Genomic DNA, 18,829 nt, shown 5'->3' with positions numbered 1-18,829 from the left:
TTATCTTTTTTCTTAGCCGTTTTTCAGCAATTCAAGCTCTTGCCAGCGGTCAAAAGCCAGTTCCAGTTCGGCTTCTTTTGCTGCTAACTGGCTTAATGTCTGCTCTGTAACATCATGAGGTTGATTGAAAAAATCTGCATCACCAACTTTAACTTGCAGTGCTTCAATTTCCGTTTCCAGTTCTTCAAGCTTAGCAGGCAGTTGTTCCAGTTCACGTAATAAATTATAACTGAGTTTATTTGGGCGCTTTGCCACTTCTTTCGGCTTTGCTGTTTTTTCTTGCGCAGCTACTTTACTCGTTTGCTCGGATTTCAAACTCACGGTTTGTGCTCTTTGCTTTTGCGCGTCAAAATAGCCACCCACAAAACGGTTAATAACGCCATTGCCTTCAAAGATCCAGCATTCTGTTACGCTATTATCAACAAATTCACGATCATGGCTCACTAGCAGGACAGTTCCTTGGTAACCATCCACTAACTCCTCAAGTAACTCTAATGTTTCGACATCAAGGTCATTGGTCGGTTCATCAAGGATCAGTAAGTTACTTGGTTTTAAGAATAATCGAGCTAATAATAACCGATTACGCTCACCACCTGATAAGGCTCTGACAGGTGTCATTGCACGTTTTGGTGGGAACATAAAGTCTTGCAAGTAACCTAATACATGGCGTGGCTTGCCATTTACCATCACTTCTTGTTTGCCTTCAGCTAGGTTGTCCATGACAGTTTTATCAGGGTCTAATGCAGCTCGATGTTGGTCAAAATAAGCAACTTCTAGCTTTGTACCACAATGCACACGGCCGCTATCAGCTTGTAAATCGCCAAGCATTAAGCGTAATAGTGTGGTTTTACCACAACCATTTGGCCCAACTAATGCAATTTTGTCACCACGCATCACCTGCGCAGAAAAATCGTTTACGAGAACTTTATTATCGATTTGATAATTAACGTTTTCCATTTCAAAAACAATTTTACCTGAGCGAGCCGCTTCACCCACTTGCATTTTCGCCGTTCCCATCACTTCACGACGCTCTGAACGCTCAACTCTCAGTGCTTTTAAGGCACGAACACGCCCTTCGTTACGAGTACGACGCGCTTTAATACCTTGGCGGATCCACGCTTCCTCTTGAGCCAGTTTTTTATCGAATTCTGCATTTTGCATTTCTTCAACGCGCAATGCTTCTTCTTTACTGACTAAATAATCATCATATGTCCCTGGCCATGAGGCTAGTTGTCCACGGTCTAAATCGATAATACGGGTTGCCATATTACGAATAAATGAACGGTCATGGGAAATAAACACGATACTGCCTTGGAAATCTTTAAGGAAGTTTTCCAACCACAGAATGGTTTCGATATCTAAGTGGTTCGTTGGCTCATCTAAAAATAAAACACGTGGGTTGCTCACTAACGCACGCCCCAGCGCCGCTTTACGTAGCCATCCCCCAGAAAGAGAGGAAAGCTCCGCATCCGCAGGTAAGCCCAATTTTTTCAGCACATCGCTGATACGAGAATCCAATAACCATAAATTACGGTTATCAAGAACTTCTTGTAATTCAGCCATTTTATTTAAGTTTTTCTCACTAGGATCTTCTTCCACCACTTTAGCAATATGGTGGTAATCCTTCAGGTATTGCGCTTGCTCCGCAACACCTTCTGCAACGAAATCAAAAATGGTGCCTTCCACATTACGCGGAGGATCTTGCTGTAAACGTGCAACAACTAAGTCCTGTTCGTAAACCAGTTGGCCATCATCCAAAGGCTGTTCTTTCGTCAGCACACGCATCAGGGTTGATTTACCCGCACCATTTCGGCCAACCAAGCAAACGCGCTCGTTATCTTCAATATGAATTTCAGTATTATCAAGTAATGGCGCATCACTGAAGGAAAGGTATGCACCCGATAAATTAATTAAAGCCATTGATTCTATCCTTTACTCTGCGTGGCGAATTAGCCAGCAGTTATGAATTTGACGATTACGTGCAAAATCTTCAGAAAGCGTTTTCGCAGTGATTTCTTGTGCTTGTAGTCCTAGCTCTTTGATTGCTTCCATATCCATTTTGAAACCGCGTTTGTTGTTTGAGAACATCACAGTTCCGCCGCGGCGTAATAGTCGTTTTAAATGCGTAATCAGTTGCACATGGTCACGTTGCACATCAAATGTGCCATCCATGCGTTTTGAATTTGAGAATGTAGGTGGATCAATAAAGATCAGATCAAATTGTTCATTACTGTTTGCCAGCCAGCCCAAACAATCAGCTTGAATTAAGCGATGTTGACGCCCCGTTAACCCATTCGCTTGTAAGTTTTTCTCTGCCCATTCAAGGTAAGTACGGGACATGTCAACTGATGTCGTGCTTTTCGCACCACCCAAACCTGCATGCACGGTTGCCGTACCTGTATAACAGAATAAATTTAAGAAATCAGTACCTTTGCTCATTTCCCCTAACATACGACGCGCAATACGGTGGTCTAAAAATAGCCCTGTATCAAGGTAGTCAGTTAGGTTAACAAGCATTTTGGCATTGTATTCTTGCACCAAAAAGAAATCGTCTTTTTGTGCCAGTTTTTCGTATTGCTGTTTGCCTTTTTGGCGCTGACGCGTTTTTAACACCAATTGATTTGATGTTAATTCTAATACGTTCATCGTCGCCGTAATTACGTCAAATAGACGTTGGCGTGCCTTACGCTCATCGACGGTTTTTGGTGGTGCATATTCTTGGATGACCACTTTGTCGCCATAGATATCAACTGCAACATTATATTCAGGTAAGTCAGCATCGTAGACGCGATAGCTTTCAATACCCTGCTGTTTTGCCCACTTGGTTAATTTTTTCAAATTCTTACGCAAACGGTTAGCAAAATCAGGGGAAATTTCCGCAACGGTTTCAGAAGGCGTAGCCGCTAATTGGTAATTTTTTTGTACGCAATCTAATGGGCCGTTTTTCGCTTTGAATTCGCGCTCTGAACGTAATTGCAAACAGCTTAATAATTCAGGTGAAGCGCTGAAAATCGACAAACGCCAGCCTGGGAAACGTGCTTTCACAACGCGCCCTAATTGGCTGTGTAAGGCAATTAAGGCTGGCTCACTTTCTAAACGCTCACCATATGGCGGGTTACTGATAATGGTGCCCACAGCTTCTGTTTTAACGGGGTTTTCTAACGCAGCCGCATCACCTTGGTTGAAGGTAATGACATCTTGAAGGCCTGCCCGACGCGCATTCGCTCGCGCCATTTCCAACACACGTTTATCAATATCAAAGCCATAAAAACGTGAAGTATTCTCTTTTAAGCCTTGGCGAAAACGCACTTGTGCTTGCGTAGTTAGCTCACGCCATAATTCGGCATTAAATTTTGACCATGCATAAAATCCCCAATGGGTACGATGCAAACCCGGTGCTTTGTCTGTTGCCATCATCGCGGCTTCGATTAACAACGTCCCCGAACCACACATTGGGTCAACTAACGGCGTACCTTGCTGCCAACCAGAACGGTTAATGATCGCAGCGGCTAACGTTTCTTTTAATGGCGCTTGCCCTGCTAAATCACGGTAGCCACGAATATGCAACGAATCGCCGCTTAAATCTAACGCCACGCTGGCTTTTTCTTTATTCAGGTACACATTAATGCGAATATCTGCCTGTTGGCGTGCAACATCAGGGCGTTTTTCTAACTTACGAACAAAGCTGTCGACGATGGCATCTTTCACTTTTAAGGCGCCATATTGGCTATTACGAATTTCTTCGTTAGTCCCTGTAAAATGCACTACAAACGTATCATTTACAGAGAAAATTTCTGACCAGTCAATCGCTTGTACACCAAGGTATAAATCTAAGTCACTGTAGACATCAAAATCATTCAATGGCAATAAAATACGCGATGCCAGCCGACTCCACAGTAAGCTTTGGTACATGACCCGTTCATCGGCCTGAAAATAGACGCCCCCTTGGGTCACTTTGCACTGGCTAGCCCCGAGAGCTTCCAGTTCCGTTTTCAGTAGTTCTTCTAGGCCACGAGCTGTGCTGGCAAACAGAAAATTCATAGTATTTATTACCGATTTCGATGAAAAATTGTTGCGCATTATAGCTAATCTTATGCAGTTGTCATAAAGTTGCTGCGCACAATTATAAGGATTAAAAAATGATCACGCTTTCGCGCCTTTATACACACCCAGTAAAATCCATGAGAGGGGTGCGCTTATCTCATGCCTTCGCTGATATTAGCGGTTTGACTTTTGATCGTAATTTTATGATAACCACGCTGGAAGGTAAATTTATTACGGCGAGAAAATACCCGCAAATGTTACTGTTTACGCCGGTTATGCTCAATAATGGACTTCATCTTCGAGCCCCTAATGGTGAAAGTGCAACAGTATTGTATCAGGACTTTGATGAGAAACAGAGCCCTACCGAAGTTTGGGGTAATCATTTTCACGCACTCATTGCACCCGAAACAATAAACAGCTGGTTAAGCACCTTTTTTGATGAGCCCGTTCAATTACGTTGGCTGAGCCCACAGCTTTCTCGTCGCGTGAAAGAATACCAAGACGTGCCAATGTCATTTGCCGATGGCTACCCTTTTCTATTAATAAATGAAGCGTCAGTTCAAGAACTGCAACGCCGCTGCCCTGCCAGTATTAAACTTGAGCAATTTCGAGGCAACTTAATTATTACTGGCGCAAAACCGTTTGAAGAAGACACGTGGAAAACGATTCAAATTGGGGATGTCGTCTTTACTTTAGACAGGCCTTGCAGCCGCTGTATTCTCACGACCGTGAGCCCAGAAAAAGGCATTAAACATCCTAATAGCGAGCCATTAGCGACATTACAAACTTTCCGCTCAGATGAAAACGGTGATGTCGATTTTGGGCAAAATGTAATAATTCAAAACACAGGCGTCATTCGTGTTGGTGATACATTAACCGTATTAGAAACTAAGACCGCCAAACAATATTTAATTCAAGAAAGGGAAAATGACCTTTCCTCGCAAAATACTAAATCTCAAGTTAACAAAGTCAGCTTAATTTTCGACGGAACCGAATATGAAGGTGATAACCAAAATGTGATCCTTGAACAACTTGAATCACACGGTGTAAATATACCCTATTCATGTCGAGCGGGTATTTGTGGGCGGTGTAAAATTAAATTAGTGTCTGGTGAAGTAGCGCCATTAAAACAAAGTGCAATTAGGGAAAATGGTTATATATTAGCCTGCAGTTGTATCCCTAAAACAGCATTGAAATTAGCATTTAAGTGAAATTTAATTTTGGATATTTAACACCATCATCTATTTTTATTTATGATGGTGTTAACGTTCCAACAACCAAATTAATGATCATACTGAAAGAATAATTTTATTTATTCGTTTTTTGATGTGATCTATGATGATCAATCAAACTACATTTCCATATAACTGTCTTTTGGCTTTAGATGAATATTCAAGCATACGATCATTCATGATCTTAATTGGATCACAAAATCTTAAAACACGATCAGGTAATTCCAAAACTGGCTCTGCCAATAAACACAAACTTGCACAAGAACCTGCTTCCGCAATAATAAATGTGGAATAATGATGGCTATTTTCTAAACATACTTGAATAATTTGCCCTTGTTTTGGCGTACTAATCGCGTGAAATGAAGAAAAATACCAACTTTTTGGCATCTGTGGTTTTAGAAAACGATAAGCAACAAGACTATTAAGCACTAATTCAGCACGCTCTTCTTGTGTAATATTTAATCGTTTAGCTTGCTCATCAAATAAATAAAATTCCCCAGCATCCTCAATACTAAATGGCATTTCATTACGAGCAAATACCGTCAGCATTTTAGCTGGAAAACATGAACGAAATATCATGCCGTTGGCGAGATCTAACATCACCCTGTCATGGTCATGATCAAAATACCAACGCCAATGATCATCTGGTTTAATATTCATAAACGGATCCTTTAGCGATTTACCGGTAAATATATATAAGAACGATCATCAATACGATCTTTCCTAAATTTACTCTACAGCTAATTTTTATACGCTAAATAATTCACCTTGCAGACAACCGGATAATGTTATTATCAAATAACACATTCGCTGAAAATTGAAATAAAATTGATATAAAAATAGCCACTATTAGCAATATAGTTTAAAAGGGGGCATAAAGAAACCCCCTTGTTAAGTAAATTTACAATTTACTAGATATGATTGACAATATCTTTAATTAACCTTGGCCCATGATAAATAAAACCAGAATAAATTTGAATTAATGAAGCACCTGCTTCCATTTTTTCACGTGCGGCGGTTAATGAATCTATTCCACCCACACCAATAATCGGAAGTTTGCCATTTAATTCACGGGAAATAAGCTTAATCACTTGGGTACTTTTTAATTGAACAGGACGCCCGCTTAATCCCCCCATTTCATTGCAGTGATTCAAACCTTGGACAAGAGAGCGATCTAGCGTGGTATTAGTTGCGATAACACCATCAATATTATGTCGGACTAAGCTATCTGTGACTTGAATAATTTCTTCTTCGGATAAATCAGGTGCCACTTTAACAGCAACAGGGACATACTTATTGTGCAACGATTGCAGTTCTAATTGCTTTGCTTTTATTCCACTTAATAAATCATCGAGTGCTTCACCATATTGTAATGAACGCAAACCTGGTGTATTTGGTGACGAGATATTAATGGCAATATAACCTGCATGTGCATATACCTTATCCATACAAATAAGGTAATCATCTTTGCCTTGCTCAACAGGTGTATCTTTATTTTTACCAATATTAATACCAATGATCCCGCCATAATTGGATTTTTTCACATTCTCAACAAGGTTATCAACACCCTTATTATTAAACCCCATGCGGTTAATGATCCCTTCCGCTTCAACTAAGCGAAAAAGCCTTGGCTTATCATTTCCTGACTGAGGACGTGGCGTCACGGTACCAATTTCTACAAAACCAAAGCCCATCGCACCAAATGCGTCAATGCATTCACCGTCTTTATCCAAACCCGCGGCAAGCCCAAGTGGATTTTTAAACGAGAGTCCCATGCATTGGGTTGGTTTGGTAGCAACAGATTGGCGAATCAGACATTGAAAAGGGGAATGGTTTAAACGTTGAAGCTGGCGAAAAGTCATTTCATGCGCTTTTTCGGGGTCGAACTGGAATAGTGCCTTGCGGGCAAGGTGATATAACATATCCAATAACCTATATTCTGCTAGTGCGTTTCAATAAGAAAGACATCATGTCGCACGCACCCAATGCCACCAGCAATTAAGCTTTATGAACATAAGCTTTAGTGGACACTAAAGTGCAAACGATGTTTCGTCGGATAAAACGCGCTATAGATTACCCTATTTGAACGCTTATGTGCCATGAAAAAATCAATAAAAATGCGTTTAGTTGAATTTATCACTGCAAATTAGGTTTCATATAAGCTGGAGATGTCCTATTGTCATGCGGTTACTCGCTGAAAAAGAAAATCCCAGACAATATCTGGGATTTTCTTATATTTAACCGTGGGCTAATTAGCTTTCTAACGCCTTGGTAATTTTTTCAAATAAATCGCCCGATAAGTTATCGAGTTCTTTTAATTGCTCTAACACATTACGCATTTGAGCTTGGCGTTTTTCATCATAGCGTTTTAAACGAATAAGAGGTTCAATTAAGCGAGATGCAACTTGCGGGTTACGGGTATTCAAGTCCACTAGAATTTCATACAGGAACTGATAGCCACTACTGTCTTGTGCGTGGAAATTAACAGGGTTACCAGCCGTGAAAGCACCCACTAATGAACGAACACGGTTCGGGTTACTCATACTGAATGAACGGTGATTTAACAGCTTACGCACATTTGATAACGTACCTTTTGCTGGGTTTGAACCTTGCAATGTAAACCATTTATCCATCACCAAACCATCGTGGTGCCAACGTTCATCAAAATCAGCCATCAATTGTACGAGGCAAGGCAGTTGTGCTTCATTAGCTGCTGTCAGTGCCGCCAGTGAATCCGTCATGTTGTCCGCATTTTTATACTGATCTTCGACCAGCTGATTCGCCATCACGGCATCATCATTCACCGCTAAATATTGCAAACAAACATTACGCAACGACCGTTTTGCAATATCTTGATGATCGACACGGTAACCGTCAATATTAATCGAGCGATATACCGTCAGGAATTCATCAGACATCTCGTTGGCTAATCGGTAATGAATAAAGTTGATCACCTCATGGATAGCAACAGGATCGATAACCGTAAATAGCTCTGCAATTTCATTCTCTGATGGCAGCGTTAAGATCAACGCGGCAAGCGCAGGATCGATTGATTCACTCAATAAAACGGCACGGAAAGCATCAACTACCGACTCAGGTAAAACAAGTTCTTCACCTTTTTGATATTTAGCAACATTGATCTTTGCATAGTTATTGATCAGCTGCTGAGCGGCATCCCAACGTGAAAACTCGTTGCTGGCATGCTGCATCAAAAACGCTAATTGTTCATCGCTATAGTTATAATCTAACTTAACTGGCGCAGAAAATTCGCGTAATAAAGACGGCACTGGGCGAGTTGGGACTTCATCAAACACAAAAGATTGTGTTTCTTGAGTGATGTTGAGCACTGAGTTTACCACGCTCCCACCACGTTTTAATGGAATGACTGCCCCTTCCTCATCATATAACTCAATATCCAGAGGAATATGCAGAGCCAGTTTTTCTGTTTGATCTAACGTCGGAGGCGTCATTTGGCTAACATGCAATGTATACTGCTGTTTTTCAGGCGAATATTCATCACGTACTGTTAATACTGGTGTACCTGATTGGCTATACCAGCGGCGGAATAAAGACAAGTCGACATTTGACGCATCTTCCATTGCTTGGACAAAATCATCACACGTGGCTGCGCTGCCATCGTGACGATGAACATACAGCTGTATCCCTGCTTGGAACATTTCTTCACCAAGTAAGGTGTGGATCATCCGAATGACTTCAGAGCCTTTTTCGTACACTGTTAATGTATAGAAGTTATTCATTTCTATTACTTTTTCAGGGCGAATTGGGTGAGCCATTGGGCTTGCATCTTCCGCAAATTGCGCTGCGCGCATCACTTTAACATTATTAATTCGGTTAACTGATCGAGAACCTAAATCTGAGCTAAATTCTTGGTCACGGAAAACCGTTAAGCCTTCTTTTAAGCTTAATTGGAACCAATCACGACAAGTAATGCGATTGCCCGTCCAGTTATGGAAATATTCATGGCCAATCACGGATTCAATATTCAGATAATCTTTATCTGTTGCCGTATCGCTTTTAGCTAACACATATTTGGAGTTAAAGACGTTCAAGCCCTTATTTTCCATTGCCCCCATATTGAAGAAATCAACGGCGACAATCATATAAATATCAAGGTCATACTCTAAACCGAAACGCTCTTCATCCCATTTCATGGCATTTTTTAGCGACTGCATCGCCCATGGTGCTCGGTCTAAATTACCTTTATCGACAAATAATTCCAACGCCACTTCTCGGCCACTACGAGTGATAAAAATATCTTTTAATACGTCAAAATCACCCGCGACTAATGCAAATAAATAGCTTGGTTTCGGGAATGGGTCTTCCCATTTAACCCAATGGCGACCATTTTCTAACTCGCCTTCTGCAATACGGTTACCATTAGATAAAAGATAAGGATAACGCGTTTTGTCTGCAGTAATGGTTGTGGTGTAACGCGCTAATACATCTGGGCGGTCTTGATAAAAGGTAATATGGCGGAAACCTTCTGCTTCACATTGCGTACATAGAGCATCACCTGAAACATATAAACCTTCTAACGCGGTATTTTTTTCAGGGCTAATTTCATTCACAATACGCAGCATAAAAGATTCAGGTAATGATTTAATAATCAATTTACCTTCAGATTGTTGATAATCGGCCCACGCTTTTCCATCAATTTCGATACTTATTAATGATAAATCTTCGCCATGTAATTCCAAGGTTGAAGATTGTGGATTAATGCGTTTCACCTGACTCACTGCGGTTACTACGGTCTTAACAGGATCAAGGTTAAAATCGAGGTCAATCTCTGTAATCGTATAATCAGGGGCTTGATAATCCTGACGATATTTCGCTTGTCTTAACTGGGTCATAAGTAACCTTTTAATTCGTTATATTCGATATCGCACTACTTCGCTGCTTTATACAATACTATAAGACACCGTAATGTGAACGGATTTGAGAAACATTTTCATCAAAAGATGTTATCTGTTTTTTATCTGATGTTACTTTCTTATATTTAATAGTCGCTGTTTTGTTACAAAATCGTTTGTTTGTTGGTGCTATAGTACTATCAAATATTTCACGACATGTTAGTATCTTTTCGTGATTAATCGTTTTGTATCTAAAACATTAGTCGCTCTCGTTTCAAAATGGATTTCTCTGATGTAACGGCTTTACCTAGAAGCAAATGAGCGAATTAAGCTGAATATGCCCCGCCAATACAGACTGATAGAATAACGCTTCTATCTTTTGTTAAAGTGGGTATACTTTTGCAACTTTAACGATTTAGCAAATTGCTAAATATAAGTAGATAAGCTCCGCGAGGATGTCTGCGCGCCATGAATTTAGACGCTACACCGATTATTACATCACTGCTTGATACCGATGCTTACAAGCTTCATATGCAGCAGGCTGTTTTCCACCGATACTACCACGTACCGGTTGTTGCTGAGTTCCGCTGTCGTAGCAGCGAGCTCCTAGGCGCTTACGCCGATGAAATTAGGCAACAAGTTCAGTTGATGGAACATTTATCCCTGACTGACGATGAACTGACATTTCTACGCCGCTTACCTTTTTTCCAAGAAGATTACCTCACTTGGCTAAAAACGTTCCGCTTTAACCCTGAACAAGTCATAGTCACCTCTAATGACGATGGGCAGTTAGCTATTCGTATTAGTGGCCCTTGGCGTGAAGTGATCATGTGGGAAGTCCCGCTGCTTGCACTTGTTAGTGAAATTGTGCAGCGAGATAGACATCCTGAAATCACTCCCGATGACGCTGTTAGCCAACTCAGAAAACTGTTAACCGTTTTCTATGCGCAAGCTAATGAAGACCAGCTTGATTTGTCTGGCTTTAAATTAATGGATTTCGGCACTCGCCGCCGTTTTTCTTATGCAGTGCAATCCGCTATTGTTTCCATGCTGAAAAACGAATTTCCTTATCTTATCGGTACCAGTAACTACCAACTGGCCCATGAGCTCGATTTAATCCCAGTCGGTACACAAGCTCACGAGTGGTTCCAAGCGCACCAGCAAATTAGCCCCGAGCTAGCAAACAGCCAGCGTGAAGCCCTACAAAGCTGGTTAGACGAATATCCAGATCACCTTGGCATCGCGTTAACTGACTGTATCACCATGGATGCGTTTTTACGCGACTTTGATGTCGATTTTGCGAAGCGCTACCAAGGATTACGGCATGATTCGGGGGATCCGATCGAATGGGGTGAAAAAGCCATTGCTCACTATCAAAAACTGGGTATCGACCCAATGAGCAAAACACTGGTTTTCTCCGATAGCTTAGATTTACAAAAGGCACTTGATTTATATCGCTATTTCCATCAGCGTATTAATCTCGTTTTTGGCATTGGTACAAGGCTAACTTGCAATATTCCCCATGTAACGCCGCTGAATATTGTCATCAAACTTGTCGAGTGCAATGGAAAACCCGTCGCTAAATTATCAGATAGCCCGGGCAAAACGATTTGTGAAGACGATGAATTCGTGAATCAACTCCGAAAAGCCTTTGATCTGCCTAAAATGGAAAAAGCCTGTTAATCCGCTATTTTTCCTCATTCAGCACAAGAAGATACACTTTTCTTGTGCTGAGCTCAAAAACCCTCTTTTTCTTTTATTCACTTACTATTACTATAGTTTTTGAGCTCTAAAATAATCGTTCGATTCCACTGAAATTATTTATCGCGATTTTTTACTTGTTTCCTAACAAATGGCAAGTAACATAGAGCTTTGGCCCCTGAAATATGGGATTTCGTAAGTATATCCCTACTTAACTATTTTAACCGTCATACACGCCTTGTTTTGCGCCTCAATAAAGAAAGCTGCAATACAATGAATGAAATGGTTTTAATACAATTTGAATGGCATCCTAAATAATTCGAGTTGTAGGAAGGCGGCAAGCAAATTGAGCCCTAGGAGCATACACAAGTATGTGACTAGGGTCGGTTTGTGAAGCCAACGCATCTACGGCTCGAAGTATGACGGATTGAGATAGTCAAAGTAGATATTGTTAAATATGAAGAGAGTGAATTATATGATAGTAGCGCCTGTAGTCGACGTACTGCAAGGCCGTGTGGCGGTAGGCTCTGAAGTCACCGTTCAAGGCTGGGTACGTACAAGGAGAGATTCAAATGCTGGTTTTTCTTTCCTCGCCGTTTATGACGGCTCATGCTTTAACCCGTTACAGGCTATCATTAATAATAATTTACCGAATTATAATGACGAAGTCCTGCATCTCACCACGGGTTGTTCCGTTGAAGTCACGGGTACGGTAAAAGAGTCTCCAGGTCAAGGTCAATCATTTGAATTAGAAGCCACCACAGTCAAAGTGGTTGGTTGGGTTGAAGACCCTGACACTTACCCAATGGCAGCAAAACGCCATAGCGTTGAATTCTTACGTGATGCGGCACACTTACGCCCACGCACTAACTTAATTGGTGCTGTTGCACGTGTTCGTCATACCTTAGCGCAAGCTATTCATCGCTTCTTTGATGAGCAAGGCTACTTCTGGGTTTCAACACCAATCATTACCGCTTCTGATACCGAAGGCGCAGGTGAAATGTTCCGTGTCTCTACACTGGATTACAATAACTTGCCACGTAATGACAAAGGCGAAGTGGATTTCAGTGAAGACTTCTTTGGTCGCGAAGCGTTCTTAACCGTTTCAGGCCAGTTAAATGGTGAAGCCTACGCAACAGCACTGAGCAAAGTGTATACCTTCGGGCCAACATTCCGTGCTGAAAACTCCAACACCAGCCGTCACTTGGCGGAATTCTGGATGGTTGAACCGGAAGTTGCGTTTGCAAACTTAGATGATGTGGCTGGTCTTGCAGAAAAAATGCTGAAATTTGCATTTAAAGCAGCGCTGACCGAACGCCGTGATGATTTAGAGTTCTTTGCACAACGCGTTGATAAAGACGTTATCAACCGCTTAGAAAGTTTTGTTAACTCTGATTTCGCGCAAGTGGATTACACTGATGCGATCAAAATCCTTGAGACCTGTGGCCAGAAATTCGAAAACCCAGTTTACTGGGGTGTCGATATGTCTTCTGAACATGAGCGCTACCTTGCTGAGCAGCACTTTAAAGCGCCTGTCGTGGTGAAAAACTACCCGAAAGACATCAAAGCTTTCTATATGCGCCTCAATGAAGACGGTAAAACCGTTGCGGCAATGGATGTCCTTGCTCCGGGTATTGGTGAAATCATCGGTGGTTCACAACGTGAAGAGCGTTTGGACATGTTAGATGCTCGCCTTGAAGAAATGGGCATGAATAAAGAAGATTACTGGTGGTACCGTGATCTACGCCGTTACGGCACAGTGCCTCACTCAGGTTTCGGCCTTGGTTTTGAGCGCTTAGTTGCCTATGTAACTGGTGTCGGTAACGTACGTGAAGTAATCCCATTCCCACGTACCCCAAGAAACGCAGCATTTTAATTTCTGCTTTTTTGTATTTATTCACGAGCCAGCATGTTGGCTCGTGATAATTAAGCCCTGAGATGCTTTCACTTAATAACTATCTCATCTCGTTACATTTAATTTCAGTCATCTGATAAATAGATCACATTTTTTACGTTATTGCCTTATAATTTCCCGTTATATTGCACCTACATTGATATTGCTAAGAATAATCTGCTTTTTTGCTTCATTTTTGTTTTTTGCCAACCAGAAATCTTCAGTTAAATCTCTCTAAGTTGCTCAAAAAAAGCTCAAATCGTCTATCAAAAAAGTTCCCTTAATTTTGTAATATTTTTTAAACTGGTACGATGAGTGATTATTTTTTGTTCTATTTTTTACATTTAGAAACATCTAGTTACCATTTGTTTCAGAATCTTTGATTTTGTAGCACTTTGAGGGTAGATAAATTTATTTAGCAATGGAACACTGGTCGCCGACATAGACGACACTAATCTCTCATAAATAGTTCCAATTATTTTTGCGAATTATTTTTGGCAGTGGCAGGTGTCCGAATAACACCAATGAGGGTAATAATAATGATGAAACGCAATATTCTTGCAATGGTTATCCCAGCTCTGTTAGCTGCTGGTGCAGCAAACGCAGCTGAAGTATACAACAAAGACGGCAACAAGTTAGACGTTTACGGTAAAGTTGACGTTCGTCACTACTTTGCAGATGGCAAAGGCAGCGGCAAAACTAGCAGCGAAGATGGCGACGATTCTCGTGTTCGTTTAGGTCTGAAAGGTGATACTCAAATCACTGATCAACTGACTGGTTTTGGTCGTTTTGAGTGGGAAACTAAAACTAATAAAGCTGAAGACAGCAACGAAAACAAAAACCGTTTAGCATACGCTGGTTTAAAATTTGCTGATTTCGGTTCAATCGACTACGGCCGTAACTACGGCGTAATCTATGACACGAACGCATGGACCGACGTTATGCCTTTATGGGGCGGCGACACCATGGCTCAGTCTGACAACTTTATGACTAGCCGTAACCGTAACCTGTTAACTTACCGTAACAACAACGCGTTCGGTTATGTTGATGGCCTGAGCTTCGCTCTGCAATATCAAGGTAAAAACGGCGACGATAACAAATCAAGTTCCGGTAACCCACGTAAAGACAACGGTGACGGCTACGGTTTCTCTACCGCTTATGACTTAGGTTGGGGCGTGACTCTGGGTGGTGGTTACTCTAACTCTTCTCGTACTCCAGACCAACGCAACAAAACTACTGCTGGCGGCCAAAAAGCTCAGGCATGGAACGTTGGTGGTAAATTCGACGCTAACAATGTTTACTTAGCAGCGATGTATGGCCAAACTCTGAATACAACTCGTTACGGTTCTGGTAACCTAGTTGCTAACAAAACTGAAAACGTTGAGTTAGTTGCTCAGTACCTGTTTGACTTTGGTCTGAAACCATCTTTAGGTTATAACCAATCTAAAGGTAAAGACTTAGGTGGATACGGTAACAAAGATTTAGTTAAATATATCTCTGTAGGTTCTTACTACTACTTCAACAAAAACATGTCTGCAGTTGTTGACTACAAAATCAACCTGTTAAAAGACAATACATTCACAGACCAAGTTGGTATCAATACTGATAACGTAGTTGGTTTAGGTCTGATCTACCAATTCTAATTATCAGTTAACTGATAATTTAGAAAACGGTAACATGTTTTTGCAAGCAGCGCTTCGGCGCTGCTTTTTTATGTATGCATTATACCGACCTTTGTTATACCTACCTCAAAACCTGTTCACCTTCGTAGTTATCAATCCAAACCATCGATAAGGCAGGTAAATTCACCACCTTTATGGATATTTCTGGTTGGATAACATGCAATTACTACCTAGCTCACAAGATCTCGCCAATTTTTCGTAAAACGGTTGGCAAAAGCCCTTTCACACGTTAACCTGAGAACTCGACTCGTTCGACTAAACCCGTTTTCAGCTATACCCAGCATTAACCCGCTGTATGGGGCATCTGACAGGTAAGGTTGCCATAAAAACCCTTACTTTGCCTCACCACACAGGTTGGTGTTAGGTACCACAACCGAGCTTTGGAATCGACAACATGTTTGAGAAAATTACTTCTGCCCCCGCTGACCCTATTTTAGGTCTTGCTGATAGTTTCCGTGCTGATCCCCGCGATAATAAAATTAACTTAGGTATTGGCGTCTACAAAGACGAATCAGGAAAAACCCCTGTACTTGATACTGTCAAAAAAGCAGAAAAATTCCTGCTAGATAACGAAAACACCAAAAACTATCTTGCGATTAGCGGAATGCCAGAATTTGGCCGTGTAACACAAGAATTGTTATTCGGTGCGCAACATGAAATTGTCACCTCAAAACGTGCTCGTACAGCACAAGCACCAGGCGGTACAGGTGCCCTGCGTATTGCAGCTGATTTTATTGCGAAACAAACCAATGCAAAACGCGTTTGGATAAGCAACCCAACTTGGCCTAACCACAAAAATATTTTTGAAGCAGCAGGCTTAGAAGTTTTAACCTATAACTACTACGATGCAGCAAAACATGGCATGGATTTCGATGGCATGTTAAACAGCTTATCTTCTGCGGTTGCAGGCGATGTGATTGTTCTGCATGGCTGCTGCCATAACCCAACGGGTATTGACCCAACAGCGGAGCAATGGGCAAAGCTAGCCACACTGTGCGCAGACAAAGGCTTATTACCTGTTTTTGACTTTGCTTACCAAGGCTTTGCAAAAGGCTTAGACGAAGACGCTGAAGGCCTACGCATCTTCACCAAAAACAATCCAGAAATGATCGTTGCGAGTTCATTCTCGAAAAACTTCGGTTTATACAATGAACGTGTTGGTGCTTGTACGATTATTGCAAAAGACAGCGATAACGCAGAGCGTGCATTTAGCCAAGCAAAAGCCGTTATCCGTGCAAACTACTCTAACCCACCAGCACACGGCGCAGCAGTAGTCACCACTATCCTTTCTGATGATGCGTTAAAAGCCGAATGGATCCAAGAATTAACTGCAATGCGCGAACGTATCAAACGTATGCGCCAGCTGTTAGTCAAAACCTTGGAAGAAAAAGGTGCTAAACAGGATTTCAGCTTCATTATCAACCAAAATGGTATGTTCTCCTTTAGTGGCCTAACAAAAGAGCAAGTAGAGCGTCTACGTAGCGAATTTGGTATCTATGCAGTGAGTTCTGGGCGTATTAACGTGGCTGGTCTGACACTGGAAAACATGGTTCCGCTGTGTGATGCCATAGTGAAAGTGCTGTAAGAATTTACTTTGTGTTATATTAAAAACACCCCACTTCAACTTGGGGTGTTTTTTTTATGCTAAATTCTCCCCAATATACCATTGAAAATTATTTAGGAGGTGCTCCCACTGCTTGCCCACTACTAATTACGGTAAGCATCATTGTAAATCTCAAGGCCAAACGTTCATCACGTAATGCTTAATGCGCAATCAGAAATTGCATATTGAGTATTCGGCAATGGTTGTTCTTCATTTAAGTGATTAACTTTCATCATCTTCATCATTCTATAAAATTACCCATTAGCCGCTCTCGGATTGATAGAATATCCCCACTCGATTATTCGATAAATTATGGTACAAATTTGAAACCTATTAATGTGACTTAGCCGCCTCCTTCAGGATCCAGCATCGTCACATAACCTTCACCGCCAAAAAATATATTTTCCCCACCAAGCACTATTAACTTGTCATTATCACATCCTTACTTTGAACACTCTATTTATGCAGTTGGTAACTTGAATGCATTCCCCCTCAATTAACAAATTGATATATAACACGTTAATTTATAGCCGTGAAAACCGAACTTTTATTATGTAATAAAACAACATTTGTTTATTGAAAGTCTGCATGCTCTGCATACGACCTCAATAAAAACTTAACCAACTGAAAAATAACGAATAATATTGATTTTCTTTAATTTTATTATTGAAAAACTTCAGATTTACTTATCTTTTTCCGCCCAAATATTACAAAACATTTCTACTCCCAACCCGTTATTTATTTGATTTTACTGACTAATATGACTTATTTACACTATTTTGGAGTGTAATAAATTAACACTTTGCTGTTATCTTGATACACACTTTAGGTGTTTTGTGCAGATTACATGTTGTATCTTATACCCAAGCCAAGTTAGCAATTAAAACTAAAGTTAAGATTCAAATAAGATAAAGAATCCAGATGTTTTAATTAAGGCAACCTTAAATATTATTTAATCGAATTTAAATTTACTCGTAAAGAGGACTCACATATGACAATGTTAAACAAAATTTCTGCTGCCATCATCGTATCAAGCGTATTATTAAGCCCTGTTGCATTAGCTGAAAAACAAGGTGCTACCGTTACATTTGAAGCAACCATTCGCTCTGCAAGCTGCGTTGTGTCATCAACTACGGAAGGCTCGACAGTAAATTGGGGTGTATTTACATCTCAAGAATTAAAAGATAAATCATTAAACACTCAAATTGGGGAAATCAAGAATTTCCATTTAACTTTGACAGACTGTTCAGCGGCAAACCCAGAAGACTCAGCAGTTAACGTACACGCATCTGGAGCCACATCGCCTTTTAACCCAGGCTACTTTGCAAACTCGGCAGCAAAATCGTTAGCGGTAAAATTAGAAGCCGTTGATAAAGATGGCACAACAACTCAAGATATTAAGCCGAATTCAGAAGCATCAGTGATTGTTTCAAATGCATTGAATGAGGGTGGTTTTGCGAGTATCCCAATGAAAGCATCACTGATGCTGGTACAAGAAGCGACAGAAGGAGATAACTTGAAAGTTCCTGTCACTTTTACTGTATCTTATAATTAATTTTAATAGAAAATACACGCCTAAATACTTCACTAAGCTATCAAGAGAACTTGATAGCTTAGTTTGCTTGAGAATAATGAGTGTTTTATCTTATTAAGACAAAATACCCATTATACTGATATCGCTGATACTCATTATATGCTGTAATATTAGAGTTATACTCTCCATCATGGTAATTTGGCTTTAGTATAAAATCATGGGGAGAGCCATCAAGACTTTTAAATCAGGTAATTATGTTTAATCCTTA

11 protein-coding genes are annotated in these 18,829 nt (G+C 40.8%); 6 read left to right on the top strand and 5 right to left on the bottom strand.

The window, feature by feature from the left end:
- Positions 1-12 precede the first annotated feature (12 nt).
- Positions 13-1,920, bottom strand: coding sequence for an ABC transporter ATP-binding protein (locus tag KDJ85_RS00165; protein ID WP_225817862.1), 1,908 nt, complete (start codon positions 1,918-1,920; stop codon positions 13-15).
- Positions 1,921-1,932: 12 nt separating this feature from the next.
- A complete protein-coding gene (rlmKL, locus tag KDJ85_RS00160) occupies positions 1,933-4,041 on the bottom strand; it encodes a bifunctional 23S rRNA (guanine(2069)-N(7))-methyltransferase RlmK/23S rRNA (guanine(2445)-N(2))-methyltransferase RlmL (protein ID WP_225817860.1) in 2,109 nt (702 codons plus the stop codon).
- Positions 4,042-4,139: 98 nt separating this feature from the next.
- Between rlmKL and KDJ85_RS00155 the strand changes: the two genes are divergently transcribed.
- The gene (locus KDJ85_RS00155; protein ID WP_225817858.1) at positions 4,140-5,255 is read left to right on the top strand and encodes a YcbX family protein; all 1,116 of its coding nucleotides are present in this window, start codon (positions 4,140-4,142) and stop codon (positions 5,253-5,255) included.
- A 135-nt stretch (positions 5,256-5,390) separates the two neighbouring features.
- Here the strand turns inward: KDJ85_RS00155 and KDJ85_RS00150 are convergent, their stop codons facing one another.
- The 3 genes from KDJ85_RS00150 to pepN all read right to left on the bottom strand — a co-directional run bounded on the left by KDJ85_RS00150 (position 5,391) and on the right by pepN (position 10,147).
- Positions 5,391-5,936, bottom strand: a complete 546-nt coding sequence (locus tag KDJ85_RS00150; RefSeq protein WP_225817857.1) for a cell division protein ZapC — start codon at positions 5,934-5,936, stop codon at positions 5,391-5,393.
- A 251-nt stretch (positions 5,937-6,187) separates the two neighbouring features.
- On the bottom strand, positions 6,188-7,198 hold the full coding sequence (gene pyrD / locus KDJ85_RS00145) for a quinone-dependent dihydroorotate dehydrogenase (RefSeq protein WP_225817855.1): 1,011 nt from the start codon (positions 7,196-7,198) through the stop codon (positions 6,188-6,190).
- A 330-nt stretch (positions 7,199-7,528) separates the two neighbouring features.
- Entirely contained in the window at positions 7,529-10,147 is a 2,619-nt protein-coding gene (pepN, locus tag KDJ85_RS00140; RefSeq protein ID WP_225817854.1) for an aminopeptidase N, read from the bottom strand.
- A 468-nt stretch (positions 10,148-10,615) separates the two neighbouring features.
- Here pepN and pncB point away from each other — a divergent pair, with 468 nt between their 5' ends.
- From pncB to KDJ85_RS00115, 5 genes are all read left to right on the top strand, one after another.
- A complete protein-coding gene (gene pncB, locus KDJ85_RS00135) occupies positions 10,616-11,830 on the top strand; it encodes a nicotinate phosphoribosyltransferase (RefSeq protein WP_225817852.1) in 1,215 nt (404 codons plus the stop codon).
- A gap of 493 nt (positions 11,831-12,323) precedes the next feature.
- Positions 12,324-13,724: an asparagine--tRNA ligase gene (gene asnS, locus KDJ85_RS00130; protein ID WP_225817851.1), complete on the top strand. Its 1,401-nt coding sequence runs from the start codon at positions 12,324-12,326 to the stop codon at positions 13,722-13,724.
- A 560-nt stretch (positions 13,725-14,284) separates the two neighbouring features.
- Positions 14,285-15,385, top strand: a complete 1,101-nt coding sequence (locus KDJ85_RS00125) for a porin (protein WP_225818344.1) — start codon at positions 14,285-14,287, stop codon at positions 15,383-15,385.
- A 433-nt stretch (positions 15,386-15,818) separates the two neighbouring features.
- Positions 15,819-17,009, top strand: a complete 1,191-nt coding sequence (locus tag KDJ85_RS00120) for an amino acid aminotransferase (RefSeq protein WP_225817850.1) — start codon at positions 15,819-15,821, stop codon at positions 17,007-17,009.
- A 1,009-nt stretch (positions 17,010-18,018) separates the two neighbouring features.
- Positions 18,019-18,582: a fimbrial protein gene (locus KDJ85_RS00115; protein WP_225817848.1), complete on the top strand. Its 564-nt coding sequence runs from the start codon at positions 18,019-18,021 to the stop codon at positions 18,580-18,582.
- Positions 18,583-18,829 lie beyond the last annotated feature (247 nt).

The sequence above is a fragment of the Providencia vermicola genome (assembly GCF_020381325.1).
Lineage (GTDB): Bacteria > Pseudomonadota > Gammaproteobacteria > Enterobacterales > Enterobacteriaceae > Providencia > Providencia vermicola.
This window is presented reverse-complemented; position numbering and strand designations above follow the sequence as displayed.